We start from the raw sequence: 21652 nt of genomic DNA, 5'->3' as shown, positions 1-21652 counted from the left end.
CCTCCTGTTCAGGCACGCGCCGCGGCAGCAGGCAGCCCGTGTCGGGCGGCCAGGTCGGCGGGCACCGGGATCTCGATGTCGAGCAGCATCTGCGCGAACCCCTTGCCCTGCGGGTCGATGCGGACCGAGGCGATGCCGCCGCCGCCCAGCGATTCGTGAAGCAGGAAGTTCAGCGCGTGGCTGCCGGGCAGGTCGAAGCGCTCGACCGGACCGTTGCAGACATGGGCGAAGTAGGCCTTGACGGTTTCCTCGGTCAGGGCGGACCGGATGTAGGGCAGGTATTCGGGCTTGCGGGCGATGATGCCGACATTGGCGATGTCGCCCTTGTCTCCGGACCGGCCCCAGGCCAGATCGACCAGGCGCACCCGCACCCCGTCGGGGCCGGCATCGCGGCTGGCGACGGGCTGGACCGGCGGTGGATCAAGGCGCACCGCTTCGGTGGCGACGGTCACGGGGACGTTGCGGCCGTCCACCTCGACCGAGACCGGCGTTTCGGCCTTGACCTGAAGGAAGGAAAACAGCCGCACCACCGGCTGCACCTTGGGCCGCCCCGCATAGAAGCCGGTCAGCCCCTGGGCGGTCGAGATGGCCATCGGCGCGATCTCGCCGGCGAAGATCTCCAGCGCCGCGCGGTCGTCATGCACCGCGCCGATCTTCAGCACCACCTCGCGGGTGCGGGCGCGGGCATTGGCGCCATAGGTGGCCTCGGCCCCCAGCACCTCGACGCTGACCTGGCGAAAGTCGCCCAGGTTGCGCGCCCGGAACAGCCGCCGGCAGCGGCTGAGGATCGCCTCGGCCACGCGCTGGGCCTTGGCAGGCGCGTCGATGGCGGCCAGCGTCAGCGTGGTGATGGCGCGCCAGCCGTCGGCATGGGTGGCCGAGACCTTGTAGCTGTCCGTCCGCCCCAGGCCCCGTCCGCCGCTGACCAGCACGCGGTCGGGGCCGACCTGTTCCAGCGTGACGCCCGACCAGTCGCAGATCACGTCGGGCAGCAGATAGGCCCGCGGATCGCCGATCTCGTAGAGCATCTGTTCGGCGACCGACCCCGGGACCACCAGCCCGCCGCTGTCCGGCGTCTTGGTCATCACGAAGCTGCCGTCCGGGGCGACCTCGACGATGGGCATCCCCATGTCGTCCCAGCCGGGCACGTCCTGCCAGTCGGTGAAGTTGCCGCCCGTTCCCTGCGGACCGCATTCGATCAGGTGCCCGGCCAGCGATCCCTGGCTGAGCCGGTCCCAGTCGTCGTCGGTCCAGCCGAATTCGTGCATCAGCGGGCCCAGCGCCACCGCGCTGTCGGCGCAGCGCCCGGTGATCACGATGTCGGCCCCCGCATCCAGCGCCGCGGCGATGGGACGCGCCCCCAGATAGGCGTTCATGCTCATCAGCCCGTCGGGGAAGGCTGCGCCCGAGAACATCTCGGTCACGCCGCGCGCCCGGATCGCCTCGGCCTGATCCAGAAGATCGTCGCCCAGCACCACGCCGATCGAGACCTCGATGCCCGCCGCCTCGGCGGCCCGGGCCAGGGCCTCGCGGCAGCCGCGCGGGTTCACGCCGCCGGCATTGGCCACCACCCGGATCCCCTGGCGCTTGATGTCCGCCAGCCAGGGCGTCAGCGCCTTGACGAAATCGGGCGCGAACCCGGCATCGGGCGTCTTGGCCCGCGCCCGCGCCATCAGCGACATCGTCACCTCGGCCAGATAGTCGAACACCAGATAGTCGATCTGGCCCCTGGAAACCAGCTGGCCGACAGCCTCGGGCGTGTCGCCCCAGAAGCCCGACGCGCAGCCGATGCGCAGTTTTCTCTCGGACATGATCCTCTCCTTCGCGCTGTGCTAGCGTCCCGTCCACTCGGGCGGGCGTTTGGCGATGAATGCGGCGAACCCCTCGATCGCGTCCTGCGTCTGGGCGAGCCGGGGCAGCAGCGTCTCGGCAAGGCGCATCTGCTGCGAATAGGTCATGTCCTCCATCGCGTGGCAGGCGTATTTCCCCAGCCTGATCGCCGTCGGCGACTGCGCCGCGATCCGCGCCGCCAGATCCTCGACCTTGGCATCCAGGCCGTCGGCGGCGGTCACGTAGTTCACCAGATCATAGCGCAGCGCCTCCTCGGCCGTCAGCGGCTCTCCGGTGATGAACATCTCCATCAACCGGCGCCGGGGCAGCACGCGCATCATCGGCGGCACGATGGTCAGGGGGAACAGGCCGATCATCACCTCGGGCGTGCCGATGCGGGCGTGATCCGCCATCACCGCCAGGTCGCAGGCGCAGACGATCCCGGCGCCGGCGCCCATCGCCACGCCGTTGACGCGCGCGATGGTGGGCTTGCGGCAGGCGTGGATCGCCTCGAACAGCCGGGCGGCGAAATGGTCCGGCTCGGCGGGGTCCTGGACGAAGGGGCCGCCTTCGGGGCCGGCCTTGATGTCGCCGCCGGCGCAGAAGGCGCGATCCCCCTCGCCCGTCAGGACGATCACCCGGCAGTCGGGATCGGCTTCGGCGGCGCGGATGGCGTCGATCAGCCCCGTCGCCACGTCGCGGTTCAGGGCATTGCGCCGCTCGGGGCGGCAGATGGTGATGCGACGCTGATGGCCCGCGGCCTGCGAACGGACGACATCCCCTGTCATCTTCCGGCTCCTCTCCCCTAGTTTCCCCCTGAGCCACGGCGGCGACGCAAGGTCGCGAAAAGCGTGGCTTGAAATATTTTCTAACATATGTTTGATTTTGGTCAATGGCCCCCGTGGCGGCGGTTTCGCGATGTTGCCGGGGAAAACGAATGCTGTTGGGGAGGAGACAGTGATGACCGCTGACAACGGGGTTGATGCCGCGGCCCTTCAGGCCATCAGGGCGAATTACTCCCTGACGGACGAGCAGCGCCAGATCGTCGATCATGTCGAACGCGTCTCGCGCGAGGTGCTGCATCCGCTGCAGGCGCGCATGGACGCCGAAGACTGGTGGCCCGAGGATCTGTTCAGGCAGATGGGCGAGCTGGGCCTTCTGGGCATCACCGCCCCCGAGGAACTGGGTGGATCCGGCCAGAACGAGTTCACGCAGGCGCTGGTGTCCGAGGTGATCTCGAAGTGGAACCCGGCCGTCGGGCTGTCGCATGGCGCCCATGACAACCTGTGCCTGAACAACATCCTGCGCAACGGCTCCGAGGAGCAGGCGCGCCGGTACGTGCCGGGCCTCTGCTCGGGCGATCTGGTGGGGGCGCTGGGGCTGACTGAACCGGGCGCGGGGTCGGACGCGCTGGGCTCGATGGCCACCACCGCGCGGCCCGACGGCAACGACTATGTCATCAACGGCTCGAAGATCTACATCACCAACGGCCCCATCGCCGACGTGATCCTGCTTTACGCCAAGACCGACAAGACCAGGGGCGCCAAGGGCATTTCCGCCTTCATCGTCGAGGCCGACAATCCCGGCTTCAAGGTCGCGCAGAAGCTGGACAAGATGGGCTTTCGCGGATCGCCCACGGGCGAACTGGTGTTCGAGGACTGCCGCGTGCCCGCCTCGGCCATGATCGGGGCCGAGAACAGCGGCGTCTCGGTGGTGATGAGCGGGCTGGATCTGGAACGGGCGATGGTGGCCTCGGTCTGCGTGGGCATGGCTGAACGTGCGCTGGATCTGGCGCTGGACTATGCCCGGATCCGCGAACAGTTCGGCAAGCCGATCTCCAGCTTTCAGATGGTGCAGTCGAAGCTGGCCGAAATCTATGTCGAGGTCGAGACGGCGCGGGCCTTCAGCTATCGCGCCCTGGCGGCCTGCGTCGGGCTGCCCAAGGGCGCCGGGGGACGCGGCGAGATCCACCGACTGACCGCCGCGGCCTGCCTTTACGCCGCCGAGGCCTTCAACAAGGCCGTCACCGAATCCTGCCACATCCACGGCGGATCGGGCTACATGCAGGACACCGAGATCAACCGGCTGTTCCGCGCCAACAAGCTTCTGGAGATCGGCGCGGGCACCAGCGAGGTCCGCAAGATCATCATCGCCGAAGAACTGCTGCGCGCCTGAGGGAGGACGCGACCATGAACCAGACATTGCGCAACATCCCCGACCTGCCCACCCACTTCATGACCGACGAACAGCAGGCGCTGGCCGATCAGGCCGGCCGGTTCTTCATGTCCGAGTTCCATCCCCTGAACGCCGAGATGGACGACACCGACGACCTGCCGTCCTGGGTCTTTCCCCGGCTGGGCGAGATGGGCTATCTGGGCCTGAACGTGCCGGCGGAATACGGAGGGGCGGGGCTGGACTTCACCTCGGCCTGCATCATCACCGAGCAGATGTCGCGCGCCTCGGCGGCCATCGGGCTGAGCCAGGTGGCCCACGACAACCTTTGCGTCAACAACATCTACCGCAACGCCAACGAGGAACTGCGCCGCAAATACTTGCCGGGCCTGTGCAACGGCACGCTGATCGGGGCGCTGGGGCTGACCGAACCGGGCGCGGGGTCTGACGCGCTGGGCTCTATGCGGACCACGGCGCGACGCGACGGCGACGACTACATCCTGAACGGCGCCAAGATCTACATCACCAACGGGCCGATCGCGGATCTGGTGCTGGTCTATGCCAAGACCTCGCCGGAAAAGGGCGCCAAGGGGATCTCGGCCTTCATCGTGGAAACCGACACGCCCGGCTTCAAGGTGGCGCAGAAGCTGAACAAGATGGGCTTCCGCGGATCGCCCACGGGCGAGCTGGTCTTCGAGGACTGCCGGGTGCCGGCGCGCAACATGGTGGGCCGGCTGGACGGCGGCGTGGCGGTGACCATGTCGGGGCTGGATCTGGAACGGGCGATCGTCTGCTTCAACGCGCTGGGCATCGCGCAGCGGGCGCTGGACATCTCGATCGACTATGCGAAGACGCGCCAGCAGTTCGGCAAGCCGATCGCCAGCTTCCAGATGGTGCAGGCCATGCTGGCCGAGATGTACACCCAGATCGAGGCCGCGCGCAGCCTGTCGCTGAGGACCGCGGCCATGTGCGAGGGGCTCGAGGAAGGCGCGGGCGGGCGCGGCGAGATCCACAAGCTGACGGCGGCGGCGATCTTCAAGGCGGCGGCCGCGACATCCTTCGTGCTGGACCGGGCCGTGCAGATCCACGGCGGCTCGGGCTACATGCGCGACACCGAGGTGAACCGCCTCTATCGCACCGGCCGGGTGCTGGAGGTCGGCGCGGGCACCCAGGAGGTCCGCAAGCTCATCATCTCGGGCGAGTTGCTGAGGAACTAGGGGGTCCGCCATGTCACAGCGTTACGCAGCCGATCTGATGGCCGGCCAGGTCGCCCTTGTCACCGGGTCGGGGTCGGGCATGGGCCGGGCTACCGCGCTGGAAATGGCGTCCTGCGGGGCGAAGCTGGCGCTGTTCGCGCGCCGCGAGGAACCCTTGCAGGAAACCGCCCAGATGATCCGCGCGGCCGGAGGCGAGGCCTTCGTGGTGCCGGGCGACACCCGCGACGAGGCCAGCATCGACGCCGCCATGGCGCGCATCAAGGACTATTACGGCCAGCTTGACGTGCTGGTGAACAATGCGGGCGGCCAGTACATCGCCGCGGCGCGCGACATCACCAACAAGGGCTTCGAGGCGGTGATCCGCAACAACCTGATCGGGTCGTGGCAGATGACGCGGGCGGCGGCCGAACACTTCATGTATGCGAACGGCGGCTCCATTGTCTTCGTCACGGCGATTTCCGCCCGCTCGGCGCTGACCGGCTTTGCCCATACCGTCGCCGCCCGCGCGGGCGTGACAGGCATGATGAAAACGCTGGCCGCCGAATGGGGCGAATACGGCATCCGGCTGAACTGCGTGGCGCCCGGCACCATCAAGACCGAGGCGCTGGGCCGCTATCCCATCCCGCCCGAGCAGTGGAAACGGCTGAACCGTTCGGTCCTGAACCGGATGGGCGCGGCCGAGGACGTCGCCGGCACGATCATCTTCCTGGCCTCGAAGCTGGGCGGCTTCATCACCGGCGAGGATATCTATGTGGACGGCGGCGAGACGCTGCACATGGGCCATGACGCGCGCGACATGATCAACCCCGAAATGTTCGAGAAACGCCAGCGCGGAGACGGACGGAATGCCTGAACAACCGGTCCTTCTGGACATCTCGGACCGCATCGCCACCGTGACGCTGAACGATCCCCAGCGACGCAACCCGGTCACCGGCAACGACATGATCGCCGCGCTTCTTGACGTGCTTGCCAGGCTGCAGGCCGATCCCCAGGTCAGCGTGATGATCCTGACCGGCGCCGACCCGGCCTTCTGCGCCGGCGGCGACATCAAGGAGATGAACGACCCCGACAGCGTGTTCCGCAAGGAGCCGCTGGCGGCGGCGCAGTCCTATGTCGATGGCGTGCAGCGCCTGCCCCTGGCGCTCTACAACCTGGACATTCCCACCATCGCCGCGGTCAACGGCCCTGCGGTCGGCGCGGGATGCGACCTGACGATGATGTGCGACATGCGCATCGCCTCGGACCGGGCGAAGTTCGGCGAGGTGTTCCTGAACCTGGGCATCATTCCCGGCGATGCGGGCAGCTGGTTCCTGCTGCGCCGGCTGGGCCATCAGAAGGCGGCCGAGCTGACCTTTTCGGGCCGCATGGTCGATGCGGCCGAGGCGCTGGAACTGGGCATGGTGCTGGAGGTGGTGCCGCATGACCGGCTGATGGACCGCGCCCGAGAACGCGCGGCGGTCATCGCCGCAAAGCCGCCGCGGGCGGTCCGCGTGGCCAAGCGGCTGATGCGCAACGCCGAACGCATGGACCTGCCGGACTTCCTGAACGCCGCCGCGGCCTATCAGGCGCTGATGCATCAGACCCGGGACCACCACGAAGCCGTCGCCGCCTTCCTCGAGAAGCGGAAGCCCACCTTTACCGGCCGCTGAGGAAAATCGCATGTCCCGGACCAGCCCAGAGAAGATGGAGCGGATCGCGCAGCTGTGGAACGCCCGGGGAAAGGGGCTCATCACCCACATGGCCCTGCGCATCGAGGAAGTCTCGACAGAGGGCGTGCTGGTCCGGATGCCGTTCAACCCGGATTTCTGCGTGGACAGCGCCCAGACCCTGCTTCACGGCGGCATCCTGACGGCGCTTCTGGACAGCGTTTTCGGCCTGGCGAACTTCGTGACCATCGACGGCGTCAGCACGATGGCCACGCTGGATCTGCGGGTCGATTACCTGCGTCCCGCGCAGTCCCGCGCCGATGTCATCGTCCGCGCCCAGTGCTATCGGCAGACGCGCCATATTGCCTTCAATTCCGGCAGCATCTGGTTCGACGGCCACGAGGACGAGGAGATCGCCCGCGGCGCCGCCTCGTTCGCGCTGACGCGCGGCGAAACCGGCCTGTTCGACCCGGCCACGCAAGGAGACGACCGCCCATGAGCCTGCAGACCGTCAACGCCAACGTGGCGCGGGTGCCGTTCTTCCGCTTTCTCAACTTCGAGATCCGGCACCTCGACGGCCTTCATGCCGAGGCCGAGATGACCTTCGACGAACGCCATATCGGCAACCCGGTGCTGGAACTGTATCACGGCGGGATCATCGCAAGCTTCATGGAGGCGACCGCCGCCATCGCGGTCCACCCCGATTTCGCAGAGGTGCCGGCAAAGCCGATCAACCTGACCGTGGACTATCTGCGGCCGGCGGTCAGGGGCCCGCTGCATTCGCGCGCGAACGTCACCCGCAAGGGCAAGCGCATCGCCAGCGTCAGCGTGATCACCTGGCAGACCGACCGGGACAAACCCGTGGCCGAAGGGCTGTATCACTTCCTTCTGGTGTAGCGCGTCCCGTTCAGCCCGCGCTTCGTTTCGCGAAGGCCGCGGTTTCCCGGTTGCAGATGCCTTCCAGCAGAAGCTTGATGAGCATGGCCGAAAAGTCGGGCAGCGAGAGATAGCCTTCCTCTCCGGCCCGGTTCGGGTCGAACCATTCGACCGTCCAGTTCAAGGCCCCCAGCATCACCTGGCGCAGCGGGACGATCTTGATGTCGGACCGGATCGCGCCGTCCTCCTGCGCCTCGCGCAGGATCCGGTCCCACAGCCGCCCGTATTCGTGGCGGATGCCGCGATGCCGTTCGCGGAAATGGTTGGGCAGCATCCCGTAGCTTCTGATGTTGGCCGAGGTGAATTCGCTGGCCTTGAACAGGAAGTCCAGATGCGCCCAGATGGCGTTGGCGATCCTGGCGTGATGATCGCAGGGCCCGTCGAACTTCTTGACGGCGGCGCCGACGCCGGCAAGCAGATCGCTCAGCCCGGCATTCAGAACCTCGTCCACGATCGCTTCCTTGGACTTGAAGTGGTAATAGACGCTGCCCGCCTTCATGTTCGCCTCCTCGGCGATCAGTCTCAGCGTGGTGGCCTTGTAACCCCTGTCGCGCAGGACCCGCGCCGCGGCGCGCAGAATTTCGGCCCGGGTCTTGGCGGCCTTGCCGCCGCTTTCCGGGGGCTTGAGCGGACTGGCGGCGATCAGGGTCAGATCGCCCGGATCGGCGCGGCGGTTCGTGCACATGCCGTCCAGGATCAGCTTGCTCATGCGTTCGGCCAGGACGCGGACGGGATAGCGGTCCACGTCATACCATTCGACCGTCCAGTTCATCGCGCTGAGGATGAACTGGCGGATCGCCGTCACCGAGATGTCGCTTCGCAGGTGGCCTGCGCGCTTGGCGTCGTTCAGGAAACTGCTCCAGACCCCGGCATAGGCCGCGCGCAGTTCGCGATGCGGCGCGCGGTTTTCGTCCGAAAGCATCGAATAGTTGCGGATATTGGCCGAGGTGAAGTCGCTGGCGGTTAGAAGATAGGTCAGATGCGTCTCGATCAGCAGCGCGAAGGTCTTGCGGAAATCCTCGGGCCTGTCGCGGGACAGGCGGACGATTTCCCTGACCTGCTCGTAAAGCTGCCGCACGCCCAGTTCCAGAACCTCGCCCAGGATCTGGTCCTTGGACTGGAAATGGTAATAGATGCTGCCGGCCTCGACCCCCGATTCCTGCGCGATCTCGCGCATCGTCGTCGCGTAGTAGCCTTCATGCCGGAACAGCCGGGCGGCGGCAGACAGAATGCCTTCGCGCGTCCTTTCGGATTTGCTCAGATCAACCTCGGTCATCCTGCCTGCATCGTCCTGCCGCATTCTTTGTCGATACGTGTCGATCACAAGGCTGTCCATTGCATTAAATCTAACAATTGTTAGAATAGCTTGAGGGACAAGTCGAATCAAGTTCTTTGCCAACATGTCTGCGCAAGAGGAGGACCTCGGCATGCGAGGGTTGAATGGGAAGCGGGTCATCGTCACGGGCGGCGGCAGCGGCATCGGACGCGCCGTATGCCAGCGCTTTGCCGAGGAAGGCAGCGAGGTTGCCGTCTTCGACATGAACGAAAGCGGCGCGCAGGAAACCGTCCGCCTGATCACCGAGGTCGGCGGCAAGGCGCAGGCCTTCAAGGTGGACATCACCGACCGCGCCCAGGTTGACGAGGCCGTTGCCGCCTTCGAATCGCAGGGCCCGATCAACGTGCTGGTGAACAACGCCGGCTGGGATCTCATCAAGCCGTTCCTGGATACGGACGCGGCGCTGTGGAAGAAGGTCATCGACATCAACCTTTACGGCCCGCTGAACATGCATCATGCGGTGCTTCCGGGAATGGTGAAGAACGGCGGCGGCCGGGTGGTCAACATCGCCTCGGATGCCGGGCGCGTGGGCTCGTCCGGCGAGGCCGTCTATTCGGCCTGCAAGGGCGGCATCATTTCCTTCACCAAGACCATGGCGCGCGAGCTGGCCCGCAAGGGCGTCCAGTTGAACGCGGTCGCCCCCGGTCCCACCGATACGCCGCTGTTCGCCGAGGTTGCCCAGGGCGAAGCCGGCGAAAAGATCGCCGAGGGCCTCAAGCGGGCGATCCCGATGAAGCGCCTGGCGCAGCCCAGCGACTATCCGGGCATCATCTGCTTCCTGTCGTCCGACGACGCGGGCTTCATCACCGGGCAGGTCATCTCGGTATCGGGCGGGTTGTCGATGCATGGCTGACCCTTGGCGGCAGGGGCCGCAACGGGCCGCTGCCGCCGCGCCGCCTTGCGGGCGGCTTGCCCAGCGCTGAGGAAAGGTGACGGATGTTCCAGCCAGACCCCGATATCCGACGTTCAAGCACGCTGGCGGCCTTCCTGCGCGACTGCGGGGCCGCCAGCTACGAGGATCTTGCCGACCGCGCCAATGCCGACCCGGACTGGTTCTGGGGCCGCATCCTGGCCCACGCCGGCATCCGCTTCAGCCGGTCGCCCGCGCGCCTGAGGGACATCTCGGACGGCCCCGAGTCGATCCGCTGGGGCGTCGGCGGAACCCTGAACCTGACCGAGACCTGCCTGGACGCCCGGATCGCCGAAGGTCTGGGCGGCAAGACCGCGATCGACTGGGTCGGCGAGGACGGCAGCCGCCGAAGCTGGACCTGGGCCGAACTTGCCGCCGAGGCGGCCCGCGTCGCCTCGGCCCTTGCGGCGCGGGGCGTGAAACCCGGCGAGGCGGTCGGCATCTACATGCCGATGATCCCCGAAATCCAGGCGGCGCTTCTGGGCATTGCCCGGCTTGGCGCGGTGGCGGTGCCGCTGTTTTCCGGCTTCGCGCCACCCGCCATCGCCAGCCGGCTTGGCGACGCGCGGGCGGTGGCGGTGCTGACGGCCGATGCCACGCCGCGCCGGGGCCGACCGGTGTGGATGGAGGCCACGTTGGCCCAGGTCCTGACAGAGGTGCCTTCGGTCCATACCGTCTTCAGCCTGCGCCGCTTCGGCGGCGCGGTGGCCGATCCGGGCCGCGATCTCGACTGGCAGGCCACTGTCGGTCGGGCGGATCCGGGCCGGCCGGCCCAGCCCGTCGATGCGGAAGCGCCGTTCCTCATCGCCTATACATCGGGGACGACCGGCCGGCCCAAGGGTGTTGTCCACACCCATCTTGGCGTGCAGGCCAAGGCCACGGCGGATTTCCTTCTGTGCCTCGACATGAAGCGAGAGGATCGCCACCTGTGGATGACCGACATGGGCTGGGTGATGGGGCCGCTGACCATCCTCTCGGTGCTGCTGTCCGGCGCGACGCTGGTTCTGGCCGAGGGCGCGCCCTCGATGCCCGGCGATCCCTTCAGGCTTCTGCGGATCGCCGCCCGGATGGAGGTCACCCATCTGGGCATCGCGCCGACCCTGGTGCGGCAGTTCATGGCGCAGGATCCGGCGCCGCTGTCCGATCTTGACCTGTCGCGGCTGCGCATCGTCGCCTCGACCGGGGAACCCTGGACCGATGACGCCTGGCTGTGGCACCTTCGGCATGTCTGCCGCCACCGCGCCGTGCCGCTGAACATTTCCGGCGGGACCGAGCTGTTCGGCGCGATCCTGACCTCGACCGTCCTGCACGATCTGAAGCCGGGCGGCTTTTCCGCCGAGGCCCTGGGCGTGGGTGCGAAGGTGCTGCGAGAAGATGGCCGGGAAGCCGCGCCGGGCGAGGTGGGGGAACTTGTCGTCACCCAGCCGCCCCTGGGCCTGACCCCGGGGATCTGGGGCGACCGGCAGCGCTATCTGGAAACCTACTGGTCCACCTTCCCCGGCATGTGGCGCCACGGGGACTGGGTGCGCCGCGACGCGGACGGGACCTGGTATATCCTGGGCCGGTCGGACGACACGCTGAACATCGCCGGAAAGCGCATCGGCCCGCCCGAGATCGAGGCCGCCCTGACCGGCACCGGGCAGGTGGTCGATGCCGCCGCCATCGCCGCCCCGGACAGCCTCAAGGGAGTCGCGGTGGTCTGCATCTGCGTCGCCGCGCCGGGCGTGACGCCCGATGCCGCCCTGGTCGAGCACCTCAAGGACCGCGTGGGCGAGGTGGTGTCGAAACCCTTCCGCCCGCGCGAGATCCATTTCGTCGAGGCGCTGCCCAAGACCCGCAGCATGAAGACGATGCGGCGGATCGTGCGCGCGGCCTTCCTGGGCGAGGATCCCGGGGATCTGTCGTCCGTCAGCAATCCTGACACCATGCTGCCCATCGCGGCGCTCAGAAAGGACTTGCCATGATCGTCGTTTTCGGAGCCACCGGCACGACCGGCTCGCCGTTGGTCGATGCGCTTCTGGCCAAGGGCGCGGAAGTGCGCGCCGTCACCAGCGACCCGGCCAGGATCGACGCCCTGAAGGCCCGGGGCTGCGATGCGGTGGTCGCGGATTTCGCCGACCCCGCTGCCCTGGAACAGGCCTGCGCCGGGGCAGACAGGATCTATCTGGTCACGCCGGCCCATGCCCAGATGCGCCGCTGGAAGGCCAATGCGATCCAAGCCGCGAAGGCCGCCGGGGTGCGGCACGTGGTTCTGGCCACCGGGCTGGGCGCTTCGCCCAAGGCCGGGCTGACCTTCGGCCGTTGGCATTCAGAAACCCAGGAACTGCTGAAGGAAAGCGGCCTCGCCTGGACCTTCGTCCAGCCCACCTATTTCATGCAGAACCTGCTGTGGCAGGCCGGGACGATCGCCAGCGAAGGCGTCTATCACGACGATATGGGCGGCCCCGTCGCCTGGATCGACGCGCGCGACATCGCCGATGTCGCGGCCGAGGCGCTGACGGGCCAGGGCCATGAGGGCAAGGCCTATGGGCTGACCGGCCCCGAAGCCCTGACCGGCCAGGACATCGCCGCCCTGCTGTCCGAGGCGACCGGGCGCGCCGTCACCTGCGCGCCCCTGTCGCCCGAAAAATCGAAGGCGGCGATGATGGCCGGCGGGATGCAGGAGGAGGTCGCCGCGGCCATGGTGGAACTGGCGTCGATCGCGCCCAAGGGCTGGCTGGCGGGGATCGAGACAACGGTCAGCGACCTGCTGGGCCGCCCGCCGCGCCGGTTCCGCGATTTCATTGCCGAACACCGGGATGCCTTCCGTCCCGCATGATCGTGGAAAACTGCAAGGAGTAGAACCGGATCATGCCGTTCCAGCCGAAGAACCCCGATTTCGACGCGCGCGTGCGCGACAGCTTCAACCGCCAGAAGGTCATGCACCGGCTGGGCATCAGCATCGCCGACCTGTCGCCGGGCCATGTCGTCCTGGAAATGGCCCATGACCCGGATCTGACGCAGCAGCACGGTTTCCTGCACGCGGGCATCGTCTCGACCGCGCTGGACAGCGCCTGCGGCTATGCGGCCTTTTCGCTGATGCCGGCCGACGCGGCGGTCCTGACCGTCGAGTTCAAGATCAACCTGCTGAACCCCGCGGATGGCGAGCGGTTCCGCTTCGTCGCGGACGTGATCAAGCCGGGCAGGACCCTGACCATCAGCGAAGGGCGGGCCTTCGCGCTGAAGGACGGGACCGAAAGGCTGGTGGCGACGATGACCGGGACGCTGATGGCGCTGGTCGGGCGGACGGGAGTGGCGGGCTAGCGGCCCGCCCGCCCCTTTCGCGGGCTACAGGGCCTGCGCCAGCCGCACCCCGTCGTCGATGGCGCGACGCGCATCCAGTTCCGCGGCCTCGTGGGCGCCGCCGATCAGCGTCACGGGCACGCCGCGCGCCGAAAGTTCGTCGGCCAGCGAGCGTTCGGATTCCTGCCCCGTGCACAGCACGATCGTGTCCGCCGCGATCACCCTGGGCTCGCCGTCCAGAAGGATATGCAGCCCGGCGTCGTCGATGCGGTCGTAAACGACGCCCCCCAGGGTATCGACACCGTGCTTGCGCAGCGCGTTGCGCAGGATCCAGCCGGTCGAGACGCCAAGGCCGCTGCCGGGCTTGGAGGCCTTGCGCTGCAGCATCACCACCTTGCGCCGGGCGGGCAGCGGCGCCAGCGGATCCCCGGTTAAGGCACCCGGCGCCGCGAAGTCGGGATCGACGCCCCAGCTGGCGCAGAAGCTGTTTCCCGCCTGAAGCTCGGCCGGGTGGGTCACTAGGAACTCGGCCACGTCATGGCCGATGCCGCCCGCCCCCATCACCGCGACCGTCTCGCCCGCAAGGCGCGCGCCGGACAGGATTTCCGCATAGGTCGCGACGCTGGGATGGTCGATGCCGGGCAGATCGGGGATGCGCGGCACCACCCCCGTGGCGATGACGACGTGATCGTAGCCCTGCAGATCATCCGCGCGGGCCCCCTGCCCCAGGCGCAGCGTGACGCCGTGCTTCTGCAACTGCCCCGAATAATAGCGCAGGGTCTCGTCGAACTCGTCCTTGCCCGGCGCCGCGCGCGCCAGGTTGATCTGCCCGCCCAGCCTGTCCTGCGCCTCGAACAGCGTGACGTGGTGGCCCAGCCGGGCAGCCTCGGCGGCGGCGGCCATGCCGGCGGCGCCGCCGCCCACGACCGCCAGCTTCAGCGGGGTCTGGGCCGGCGTGTCGCGGAACTCGGTCTCGCGGCCGGCGCGGGGGTTGACCAGGCAGCTGACCGGGCGATCGGAAAAGATGAAGTCCAGGCAGGCCTGGTTGCAGGCGATGCAGGTGTTGATCTCGTCCGCGCGGCCCTCGCGCGCTTTCCGGACAAAATGCGGATCGGCCAGGAAGGGCCGCGCCATCGACACCATGTCGGCATCCCCCGAGGCGAGGATCTCCTCGGCCAGGGCCGGGGTGTTGATCCGGTTCGAGGCCACCACGGGGATCGACACCGCCCGCTTGACGTTGGCCGCGGCCTTGCGCCAGGCGCCCCGCGGCACGTGATAGGCGATGGTGGGCACCCGCGCCTCGTGCCAGCCGATGCCGGTGTTCAGGATGTCAGCCCCCGCGGCCTCGACCCGCCGGGCAAGGGCCGCGATCTCGTCGGCGGGCGCGCCCCCTCGACCAGATCGGCGGCCGAGATCCGATAGATGATGAGGAAATCGGGCCCGCAGCGGTCGCGGACGGCGCGCACGATCTCGACCGGGAAGCGGTGCCGGTTCTCGGCGCTGCCGCCCCAGTCGTCGCTGCGCCTGTTCGTGTGGGTGACGGTGAATTCGTTGATGAGATAGCCTTCCGACCCCATGATCTCGACGCCGTCGAACCCTGCGGCCTGGGCGTTGGCCGCGGCCGAGGCGAAGTCGGCGATGGTGCGGCGGATGTCGGCCTCGGTCATCTCGCGCGGGGTGTGGCGGTTGATCGGAGAGCGAATCGGCGACGGGGCCACGCAGTCCTGGATCTTCGCATAGCGGCCGGCGTGAAGAAGCTGGGCGCAGATCAGGCTGCCTTCGGCCTGCACGGCCTCGCAGATCGGGCGCAGGTGCATGGCGGCTTCGGGATCGTCCAGCCGCGGGCCCTCGGGGTCGAAGATCCCTTCCGCATTGGGAGAGAATCCCCCCGTCACCAGGACCGCCGCCTCGCCGCGGGCGCGTTCGGCGTAGAAGGCGACCTGCTTGGCGATGCCGTCGGGTTCGGTTTCCAGACGGGTGTGCATCGACCCCATGATGACGCGGTTGCGAAGCCTGTGCTGCCCGGCGCGGATGGGCGAAAGCATGGTCCCGAAGCTGTTCTTCTGCGTGGTCTGCACGACCCCTCTCCTCCTCCGAAAACTCCCCTTGATCGTCATTCTAACATTTGTTAGATTTTTGGAAAGGGCCTATTTGGGGACAGGGAGAGGCGTTCCGATGCAATTCCAGCCGACAGAGGATCAGAAGGCGTTTCGCGATACCGCCAGGCGCTTCGCCACGGAAAAACTGGCGCCCAGCTATCAGCAGCGGGCAAGCGGCCATACCTTCGACCGCGCCCTCATCTCCGAGATGGGCGCGCTGGGCCTGATCGCGCCCGACCTGCCCGAGGAGTTCGGCGGGCTTGGCGAAAGCTCTGTCACCGCGGGGCTTGTCGTCGAGGAAATCGCCTATGCCGATTTCAACGCCAGCTACGTGCAGCTTCTGGGGTCCCTGATGGGGGGCATGGTGGCCAAGCACGCCTCGCGCGACATCGCCTCGGAATGGGTGCCCCGGGTGGTGTCCGGCGACGCGGTGATCGGCCTGGGCCTGACCGAGCCGCGGGGCGGATCGGACGCGGCGAACCTGATCCTGAAGGCCGAGAAGTCGGGCAACGGCTGGCGGCTGAACGGCGAAAAGACCTCGATGAGCTTCGCCGCCCAAGCGGACGCGGCGGTGGTCTTCGCGCGCACCGGCGATCCCGCCGGCGGATCGCGCGGGGTCAGCGCCTTCTTCGTCGATCTGAACCAGCCGGGCATCAGCCGCACCCATTTCGACGACATCGGCACCAAGCCCGTGGGCCGCGGCTCGGTGTTCTTCGACGACGTGTTCGTGCCGGCCGAGAACATCATGGCCGAACAGGACCGCGCCTTCGGCACGATCATGGCGGGCTTCGACTATTCCCGCGCGCTGATCGGGCTGGAATGTCTGGGCGCGGCGCAGGCCTCGGTGGACGAGACCTGGAAATACGTGCAGGAGCGCGAGGCCTTCGGCGCCCCGATCGTCCAGTACCAGGGCGTCAGCTTCCCCCTGGCCGAGGCCGAGACGCAGCTGACCATGATGCGCCAGCTGTGCTATTACACGCTGGATCTGCGCGACCGCGGCCTGCCCCACACCGCCGAGGCGGCGATGTGCAAGTGGTATCTGCCCAAGACCGCCTGCGAGATCATCCACCAATGCCTGATCCTGCACGGCCATTACGGCTATACCACCGACCTTCCCCACCATCAGCGCTACAACGACGTGCTGGGCCTGCAGATCGGCGACGGCACCGCCCAGATCCAGAAGCTTGTCATCGCCCGCGAGAAGGTCGGCCGCGTCGCGCTGCAATACGACAAGCGCGTCCGGGGAGCCACGAAATGAGCGATCCCGTCATTACCACCACCGAGGGCAGCACCGGCATCATCGAGCTGGCGCGCCCCGAGAAGTTCAATTGCCTTTCCCTTCAGGTGCACGAGCGGATCTCAGCCGCGCGGGCGGAGTTCGAGGCGAAGCCCGAGATCCGGGCGATCCTCATCCGCGCGCAGGGCAAGCATTTCTGCACCGGCGCCGACCTGTCTGAAGTGAAGGGCAAATTGAACGATCCCGCCGCGCTGGACCACTTCATCGCCTTCGGCATGAAGAACCTGCGCGCGCTCGAAACCTCCTCCCTCCCGGTCGTCGTGGCGGTGCAGGGGCTGTGTCTGGCCGGCGGGATCGAACTGATGCTGGCCTGCGACGTGTGCTTCGCTGCGGAAACCGCACAGTTCGGCGACCAGCACGCGCAGTTCGGCCTGATCCCCGGCTGGGGCGGGTCGCAGCGGCTGACGCGGCTCATGGGGATGCGGCGGGCGCTGGATCTGATGTTCTCGGCCCGCTGGCTGAAGGCGGACGAGGCCCGCGAGGCGGGGCTGGTGAACTATGTCGTGCCCGATGCGGATCTGCACAAGGCGGCGCTGGACTATTGCCAGAAGATCGCCACCCGGTCGCGCACCGGCATCGCCGAGATGAAGCGGCTGGCGCGCGAGGGCGCCGATCTGGGCATCGACCAGCAGATGCGGCTTGAACGGGACGCGGCGGTGCGCGCCCTGCCCAGCGACGACGTGGCCGAGGGGCTGGACGCCTTCGAGAACCGTCGCGCCCCCGCATTCAAGTCTTGAGGACGGACGATGGACTTCACGCTGAACGACGAGCAACGCCAGATCTATGAATACGGCGGCCAGCTGGCGCAGAAATTCGACAACAATTACTGGCTGGCGCACGCGCGCCGGCACGAGTTTCCGCACGAGATGTTCCGCCAGATCGCCGATGACGGCTTCCTGGGCATCATGGTCCCCGAGGAGTACGGCGGCGCCGGCCTTGGCATGACCGAGATGGCGCTGTTCATGGAAGGCACCGCCAATCACGGCGTTCCGCTGCTGATGATGGTGGTCGGGCCGACCATGTCGCTGGCCCACATCGCCAGCCACGGCACCGAGTTCCACAAGAAGGAACTGCTGCCGGCGGCCTGCCGGGGCGAGATCCAGTTCTGCTTCGCGATCACCGAACCGGGCGCGGGGTCGAACACCATGAAGGCCACCACCCTGGCCCGGCCCCGGGGCAACCGCTTCAGCCTGTCGGGCGAAAAGACCTTCATCACCGGCGCCGAGGTGGCCGATTACTGTCTGGTGGTGGCGCGCACCAAGCCCCATACCGAGGTCCTGCGCAAGACCGACGGCTTCACCCTGTTCGCGGTGGATCTGAGGAAGAAGGGCGTCGAGAAGCAGCGCGTGAAGATCTCGATCCCGCTGCCCGAGGAACAGTGGACGCTGTTCTTCGACGACGTGGACCTGGGCCCCGAGGATGTCGTGGGCCAGGTGGACGAGGGCTTCTCGATCCTGTTCGACAGCCTCAATCCCGAACGCATCATCCTGGCGGCGCTGTGCTGCGGCATCGGCCGCTTCGCCCTGAACAAGGCCGTCGCCTACGCCTCGGAACGCAACGTCTTCGGCCAGCCGATCGGCGCGCATCAGGGCGTCCAGCACCCGATGGCCAAGGCCTTCACGGCGGTCGAGATGGCCAGCCTGATGACGCGGCGCGCGGCCTGGGAATTCGACAGCAAGCTGCCCGCGGGCGCGTCGTCGAACATGGCCAAGTACGCCGCCGCCGAGGCCGGCATCGAGGCCGTCGACGCGGCGCTTCAGGCGCATGGCGGTTCCGGCTTCACCGAGGATACCGGGCTTTACGAGATGTATCCGCTGGTGCGCCTGCTGCGCACCGCCCCCGTGAACCGCGAGCTGTGCCTCAGCTTCATCGGGGAAAAGGTCATGGGTCTGCCGCGGTCCTACTGACCGCAGGACAGGGAGGACGACATGCAATTCGGAATGCGCTTCCGGCGCCAGGACGCCGCGCAGAAGGCGAATGATCGCTTCTGGCACGAGATCGAGGGCACGCCGCTGGATCAGGTGCGTCGCATCCAGGAGGAACGTCTGCGCGCGCAGATGGCCTATCTGAAGGCGAACTCGCCCTTCTACCAGCAGAAGTTCGCGGAAGCGGGCGTTGATTTCGACGAGATCCGCAGCATCGAGGATCTGCAGAAGCTGCCCTATACCTACAAGACGGAAATCCGCGAAAGCCTGGCGGCCGAGCCGCCCTTCGGCAGGCACCGGGCCGCGCCGATGGCCGACATCATCCAGATGCAGGCCTCGTCCGGGACCACCGGCAGCCCCTCCTATATCGCGCTGACCGAGGCCGATGCCGAGATGTGGCACGAGATGACGGCGCGATGCTTCTTCGCCAACGGCCTGCGCCCCGGCGACATGGCGCTGCACGCCTTTTCGCTGGCCAAGGGCTTTGTCGGCGGCATTCCGGTCATGCAGGGCCTGCAATACATGGGCGTGATCGACGTGCCGGTGGGGGCCGACGGCGGCGTGGAACGGCTGCTGCGCGCCTGCGCCGACACCCGACCGCGCTGCGTCGTGGGGGCGCCGAACTTCGTGCTGCACCTGGCCGAGAAGGCGCCCGAGGTGCTGGGCTGCAAGGCCAGCGAACTGGGCGTCGAACGCGTGATCGTCGGCGGCGAGCCGGGCGGCGGCATCCCGGCGATCCGCGCCAAGATCGAGGCGGCCTGGGGCGCGACCTGTACCGAAATGCTGGGCGGCACCGATCTGGGCGTCACCTACTGGGCGGAATGCGATGCCCAGTCGGGGATGCACATGGTCAACATGGACTATATCATCACCGAGCTTCTGGACCCCGAAACCGGCAGGATCATCCCCTGGGAACAGGGCGCCAAGGGCGAGATGGTCTATACCGCGCTGGGCCGGCAGGCCAGCCCGCTGGTGCGGTTCCGGTCCGGCGACTATGTCGAGGTCACGGGCACCGAATGTTCCTGCGGCCGCACCGGCCCCAAGATCCGCTGCACCGGGCGGACCGACGACATGCTGATCGTGCGCGGGGCGAACGTGTTCCCCTCGGCCATCAACAGCGTCATCGCCGAGATGGTGCCCGACACCAACGGCGTCATGCGGATCGTGGCCGATTTCGAGGGCCACACCACCCAGGGCGCGCTGACCGTCATCGTCGAACGGGGTCCGGGCCGCGATCCCGCCGACGATCCCGCGCTGAAAAGCAAGATCGAGCAGCGCCTGCGCGATGCCCTGGTGTTCAAGGCCGATGTCCGACTGGTCGCCCCCGACACCTTCGAGAAACCCGGTGCCGCCAAGGTCGCCTTCGTCCTCAGAAAGTATCCCGACCTGCCATGACACGCATGAAATCCCTTCTCGACACCGGGTCGGACGACTTCCGGGCAAACGACGCACGCTATCGCCAGAGGATCGACGAACTGCACGCGCTGCGGCGCGAGCAGCGCATCGGCGGCCCGGAAAAGGCGCGGGAACGCCACGTCCAGAAGGGAAAGATCCTGCCGCGCGAACGCATCGAGCGGCTGATCGACCCCGGTACGCCCTTCCTCGAGATCGGCGAACTTGCCGGGCTGAACAAATACGACGGCGTGCCCCCCGGCGCGGGCATCATCACTGGCATCGGCGTGATCGAGGGCCGGCGCTGCATGATCATCGCCAACGACGCCACCGTGAAGGGCGGGACCTATTTCGGCATGACCTGCCGCAAGCATGTCCGCGCCCAGAAGATCGCCTGGAAGAACCGCCTGCCGGTCATCACCCTGGTCGATTCCGGCGGCGCCTTCCTGCCCGATCAGGAAAACATCTTCCCCGACGAAGGGCAGTTCGGCTCGATCTTCCACCAGCAGATCGGCATGTCGGGCGACGGCATCCCGCAGATCGCCGTGGTCATGGGCCCCTGCACCGCCGGCGGCGCCTATATCCCCGCGCTCTGCGACGAGGTGGTGATCGTGCGCGGCCAGGGCTTCATGTATCTGGGCGGCCCGGAACTGACCTTCGCCGCGACCGGCGAAAAGGTCGATGCCGAAAGCCTGGGCGGCGGCAAGATGCATTCGTCCGTATCCGGCGTGACCGACCATCTGGCCGAGGACGACGCCCATGCCCTGGCCATCACGCGCGAGATCGTCAGCCATCTGGGCGAACGGCTGGTGCCGCGCAAGACCCCTGCGGCGCCTCGCCCGCCCGCCTATCCGGTCGAGGAGATCTACGGCATCGTCAGCCGCGACCCCAAGGTGCCCACCGACAACCGCGAGATCGTCGCGCGTCTGGTCGATGGCAGCGACTTCCACGAGTTCAAGCCGCTTTACGGCGACACTATCATGACCGGCTGGGGCCGCATCCTGGGCCACGAGGTCGGGATCCTTGCCAATACCGGCGTGCTGTTCGTCGAGGCGGCGCTGAAGGCCACGCATTTCATCAATCTGTGCGTGCAGCGCGACATTCCGCTGCTGTTCCTGGCGGATGTGAACGGCTTCATGGTCGGCCGCGAGGTCGAGCAGATGGGCATCGCCAAGGCAGGGGCGAAGATGATCACCGCCATGTCCTCGGCCCGGGTGCCGAAGTTCACGATCATCACCGGCGGCTCTTACGGGGCGGGCTATCTGGCCATGCTGGGCCGGCCCTTCCAGCCCGACGCGATGTTCGCCTGGCCCAGCGGGCGGTCCGCCATCATGGGGCCCGAACAGGCCGCCAGCGTGCTGGCGCAGGTCCGCGCCCAGATCAACGAGCGCGAGGGCAGAAGCTGGACCCCCGAGGAAGAAGAGGCCTTCAAGGCCCCGATCCGCAAGGAATACGAGGATTTCCAGGGCGCCTACAACTTCGCCTCGAACCTGTGGATCGACAGCGTCATCGACCCTTGCGAAACCCGCGAGGTTATGGCGCTGATGCTGGACCTGACATCGCGCAGACCCAAGGTCGAAACCCATTTCGGCGTGTTCAGGATGTGAGGG

18 protein-coding genes and 1 pseudogene are annotated in these 21652 nt (G+C 67.5%); 15 read left to right on the top strand and 4 right to left on the bottom strand.

Translation table 11 applies throughout. The annotated features are described in order from the left end of the window. Positions 1-8: 8 nt before the first annotated feature. Positions 9-1811 carry an acyclic terpene utilization AtuA family protein gene (locus ACZ1HC_RS11610; protein ID WP_472700116.1) on the bottom strand — a complete coding sequence of 601 codons (1803 nt, stop codon included), beginning with the start codon at positions 1809-1811 and terminating at the stop codon, positions 9-11. A gap of 21 nt (positions 1812-1832) precedes the next feature. Further along, the gene (locus ACZ1HC_RS11605; protein WP_472700115.1) at positions 1833-2618 is read right to left on the bottom strand and encodes an enoyl-CoA hydratase/isomerase family protein; all 786 of its coding nucleotides are present in this window, start codon (positions 2616-2618) and stop codon (positions 1833-1835) included. A 172-nt stretch (positions 2619-2790) separates the two neighbouring features. On the opposite strand from ACZ1HC_RS11605, the gene ACZ1HC_RS11600 reads away from it, so the two are divergent. Genes ACZ1HC_RS11600 through ACZ1HC_RS11575 form a run of 6 tightly spaced genes read left to right on the top strand, consistent with a single transcriptional unit; the run spans position 2791 to position 7762 of the window. Further along, positions 2791-4005: an acyl-CoA dehydrogenase family protein gene (locus tag ACZ1HC_RS11600; RefSeq protein ID WP_472700114.1), complete on the top strand. Its 1215-nt coding sequence runs from the start codon at positions 2791-2793 to the stop codon at positions 4003-4005. Positions 4006-4019: 14 nt separating this feature from the next. After that, positions 4020-5219: an acyl-CoA dehydrogenase family protein gene (locus tag ACZ1HC_RS11595; protein WP_472700113.1), complete on the top strand. Its 1200-nt coding sequence runs from the start codon at positions 4020-4022 to the stop codon at positions 5217-5219. Positions 5220-5229: 10 nt separating this feature from the next. Beyond that, the gene (locus tag ACZ1HC_RS11590; protein WP_472700112.1) at positions 5230-6072 is read left to right on the top strand and encodes an SDR family NAD(P)-dependent oxidoreductase; all 843 of its coding nucleotides are present in this window, start codon (positions 5230-5232) and stop codon (positions 6070-6072) included. Beyond that, the gene (locus ACZ1HC_RS11585) at positions 6065-6868 is read left to right on the top strand and encodes an enoyl-CoA hydratase-related protein (protein ID WP_472700111.1); all 804 of its coding nucleotides are present in this window, start codon (positions 6065-6067) and stop codon (positions 6866-6868) included. The genes ACZ1HC_RS11590 and ACZ1HC_RS11585 overlap by 8 nt, the downstream gene beginning before the upstream one ends. A gap of 10 nt (positions 6869-6878) precedes the next feature. After that, positions 6879-7364 carry a PaaI family thioesterase gene (locus ACZ1HC_RS11580; RefSeq protein ID WP_472700110.1) on the top strand — a complete coding sequence of 162 codons (486 nt, stop codon included), beginning with the start codon at positions 6879-6881 and terminating at the stop codon, positions 7362-7364. Further along, on the top strand, positions 7361-7762 hold the full coding sequence (locus ACZ1HC_RS11575) for a PaaI family thioesterase (RefSeq protein ID WP_472700109.1): 402 nt from the start codon (positions 7361-7363) through the stop codon (positions 7760-7762). The genes ACZ1HC_RS11580 and ACZ1HC_RS11575 overlap by 4 nt, the downstream gene beginning before the upstream one ends. Positions 7763-7772: 10 nt before the next feature. Here the strand turns inward: ACZ1HC_RS11575 and ACZ1HC_RS11570 are convergent, their stop codons facing one another. Next, the gene (locus ACZ1HC_RS11570; RefSeq protein ID WP_472700108.1) at positions 7773-9077 is read right to left on the bottom strand and encodes a TetR/AcrR family transcriptional regulator; all 1305 of its coding nucleotides are present in this window, start codon (positions 9075-9077) and stop codon (positions 7773-7775) included. A 151-nt stretch (positions 9078-9228) separates the two neighbouring features. Between ACZ1HC_RS11570 and ACZ1HC_RS11565 the strand changes: the two genes are divergently transcribed. The 4 genes from ACZ1HC_RS11565 to ACZ1HC_RS11550 all read left to right on the top strand — a co-directional run bounded on the left by ACZ1HC_RS11565 (position 9229) and on the right by ACZ1HC_RS11550 (position 13350). Next, entirely contained in the window at positions 9229-9990 is a 762-nt protein-coding gene (locus ACZ1HC_RS11565) for a glucose 1-dehydrogenase (protein ID WP_472700107.1), read from the top strand. Positions 9991-10073: 83 nt separating this feature from the next. Further along, complete coding sequence (locus ACZ1HC_RS11560) at positions 10074-12011, top strand: AMP-binding protein (protein WP_472700106.1); 1938 nt, start codon at positions 10074-10076, stop codon at positions 12009-12011. Further along, positions 12008-12865, top strand: coding sequence for an SDR family oxidoreductase (locus tag ACZ1HC_RS11555; protein ID WP_472700105.1), 858 nt, complete (start codon positions 12008-12010; stop codon positions 12863-12865). Before ACZ1HC_RS11560 ends, ACZ1HC_RS11555 begins: the two co-directional genes overlap by 4 nt. Before the next feature lie 32 nt (positions 12866-12897). Next, positions 12898-13350, top strand: coding sequence for a PaaI family thioesterase (locus ACZ1HC_RS11550; protein WP_472700104.1), 453 nt, complete (start codon positions 12898-12900; stop codon positions 13348-13350). Between the two features lie 24 nt (positions 13351-13374). Here ACZ1HC_RS11550 and ACZ1HC_RS11545 read toward each other — a convergent pair. Then, positions 13375-15374, bottom strand: a pseudogene (locus tag ACZ1HC_RS11545) (oxidoreductase). A 130-nt stretch (positions 15375-15504) separates the two neighbouring features. On the opposite strand from ACZ1HC_RS11545, the gene ACZ1HC_RS11540 reads away from it, so the two are divergent. From ACZ1HC_RS11540 to ACZ1HC_RS11520, 5 genes are read left to right on the top strand one after another with little or no spacing between them, the layout of a single operon-like run. Beyond that, entirely contained in the window at positions 15505-16686 is a 1182-nt protein-coding gene (locus tag ACZ1HC_RS11540; protein ID WP_472700103.1) for an acyl-CoA dehydrogenase family protein, read from the top strand. Next, on the top strand, positions 16683-17462 hold the full coding sequence (locus ACZ1HC_RS11535; protein WP_472700102.1) for an enoyl-CoA hydratase/isomerase family protein: 780 nt from the start codon (positions 16683-16685) through the stop codon (positions 17460-17462). Before ACZ1HC_RS11540 ends, ACZ1HC_RS11535 begins: the two co-directional genes overlap by 4 nt. Before the next feature lie 9 nt (positions 17463-17471). Then, on the top strand, positions 17472-18632 hold the full coding sequence (locus ACZ1HC_RS11530; RefSeq protein WP_472700101.1) for an acyl-CoA dehydrogenase family protein: 1161 nt from the start codon (positions 17472-17474) through the stop codon (positions 18630-18632). 21 nt (positions 18633-18653) lie between these two features. Continuing rightward, on the top strand, positions 18654-20045 hold the full coding sequence (locus ACZ1HC_RS11525; protein ID WP_472700100.1) for a phenylacetate--CoA ligase family protein: 1392 nt from the start codon (positions 18654-18656) through the stop codon (positions 20043-20045). After that, on the top strand, positions 20042-21649 hold the full coding sequence (locus tag ACZ1HC_RS11520) for an acyl-CoA carboxylase subunit beta (protein WP_472700099.1): 1608 nt from the start codon (positions 20042-20044) through the stop codon (positions 21647-21649). The genes ACZ1HC_RS11525 and ACZ1HC_RS11520 overlap by 4 nt, the downstream gene beginning before the upstream one ends. Positions 21650-21652 lie beyond the last annotated feature (3 nt).

The sequence above is a fragment of the Paracoccus sp. BR5-17 genome (assembly GCF_055693925.1).
This window is presented reverse-complemented; position numbering and strand designations above follow the sequence as displayed.

What these genes read in the sequence shown, in the direction of transcription:
- ACZ1HC_RS11610 (WP_472700116.1), bottom strand. Translation starts at nt 1,811, where the DNA reads ATGTCCGAGAGAAAACTGCGCATCGGCTGCGCGTCGGGCTTCTGGGGC.
- ACZ1HC_RS11605 (WP_472700115.1), bottom strand. Translation starts at nt 2,618, where the DNA reads ATGACAGGGGATGTCGTCCGTTCGCAGGCCGCGGGCCATCAGCGTCGC.
- ACZ1HC_RS11600 (WP_472700114.1), top strand. Translation starts at nt 2,791, where the DNA reads ATGACCGCTGACAACGGGGTTGATGCCGCGGCCCTTCAGGCCATCAGG.
- ACZ1HC_RS11595 (WP_472700113.1), top strand. Translation starts at nt 4,020, where the DNA reads ATGAACCAGACATTGCGCAACATCCCCGACCTGCCCACCCACTTCATG.
- ACZ1HC_RS11590 (WP_472700112.1), top strand. Translation starts at nt 5,230, where the DNA reads ATGTCACAGCGTTACGCAGCCGATCTGATGGCCGGCCAGGTCGCCCTT.
- ACZ1HC_RS11585 (WP_472700111.1), top strand. Translation starts at nt 6,065, where the DNA reads ATGCCTGAACAACCGGTCCTTCTGGACATCTCGGACCGCATCGCCACC.
- ACZ1HC_RS11580 (WP_472700110.1), top strand. Translation starts at nt 6,879, where the DNA reads ATGTCCCGGACCAGCCCAGAGAAGATGGAGCGGATCGCGCAGCTGTGG.
- ACZ1HC_RS11575 (WP_472700109.1), top strand. Translation starts at nt 7,361, where the DNA reads ATGAGCCTGCAGACCGTCAACGCCAACGTGGCGCGGGTGCCGTTCTTC.
- ACZ1HC_RS11570 (WP_472700108.1), bottom strand. Translation starts at nt 9,077, where the DNA reads ATGACCGAGGTTGATCTGAGCAAATCCGAAAGGACGCGCGAAGGCATT.
- ACZ1HC_RS11565 (WP_472700107.1), top strand. Translation starts at nt 9,229, where the DNA reads ATGCGAGGGTTGAATGGGAAGCGGGTCATCGTCACGGGCGGCGGCAGC.
- ACZ1HC_RS11560 (WP_472700106.1), top strand. Translation starts at nt 10,074, where the DNA reads ATGTTCCAGCCAGACCCCGATATCCGACGTTCAAGCACGCTGGCGGCC.
- ACZ1HC_RS11555 (WP_472700105.1), top strand. Translation starts at nt 12,008, where the DNA reads ATGATCGTCGTTTTCGGAGCCACCGGCACGACCGGCTCGCCGTTGGTC.
- ACZ1HC_RS11550 (WP_472700104.1), top strand. Translation starts at nt 12,898, where the DNA reads ATGCCGTTCCAGCCGAAGAACCCCGATTTCGACGCGCGCGTGCGCGAC.
- ACZ1HC_RS11540 (WP_472700103.1), top strand. Translation starts at nt 15,505, where the DNA reads ATGCAATTCCAGCCGACAGAGGATCAGAAGGCGTTTCGCGATACCGCC.
- ACZ1HC_RS11535 (WP_472700102.1), top strand. Translation starts at nt 16,683, where the DNA reads ATGAGCGATCCCGTCATTACCACCACCGAGGGCAGCACCGGCATCATC.
- ACZ1HC_RS11530 (WP_472700101.1), top strand. Translation starts at nt 17,472, where the DNA reads ATGGACTTCACGCTGAACGACGAGCAACGCCAGATCTATGAATACGGC.
- ACZ1HC_RS11525 (WP_472700100.1), top strand. Translation starts at nt 18,654, where the DNA reads ATGCAATTCGGAATGCGCTTCCGGCGCCAGGACGCCGCGCAGAAGGCG.
- ACZ1HC_RS11520 (WP_472700099.1), top strand. Translation starts at nt 20,042, where the DNA reads ATGACACGCATGAAATCCCTTCTCGACACCGGGTCGGACGACTTCCGG.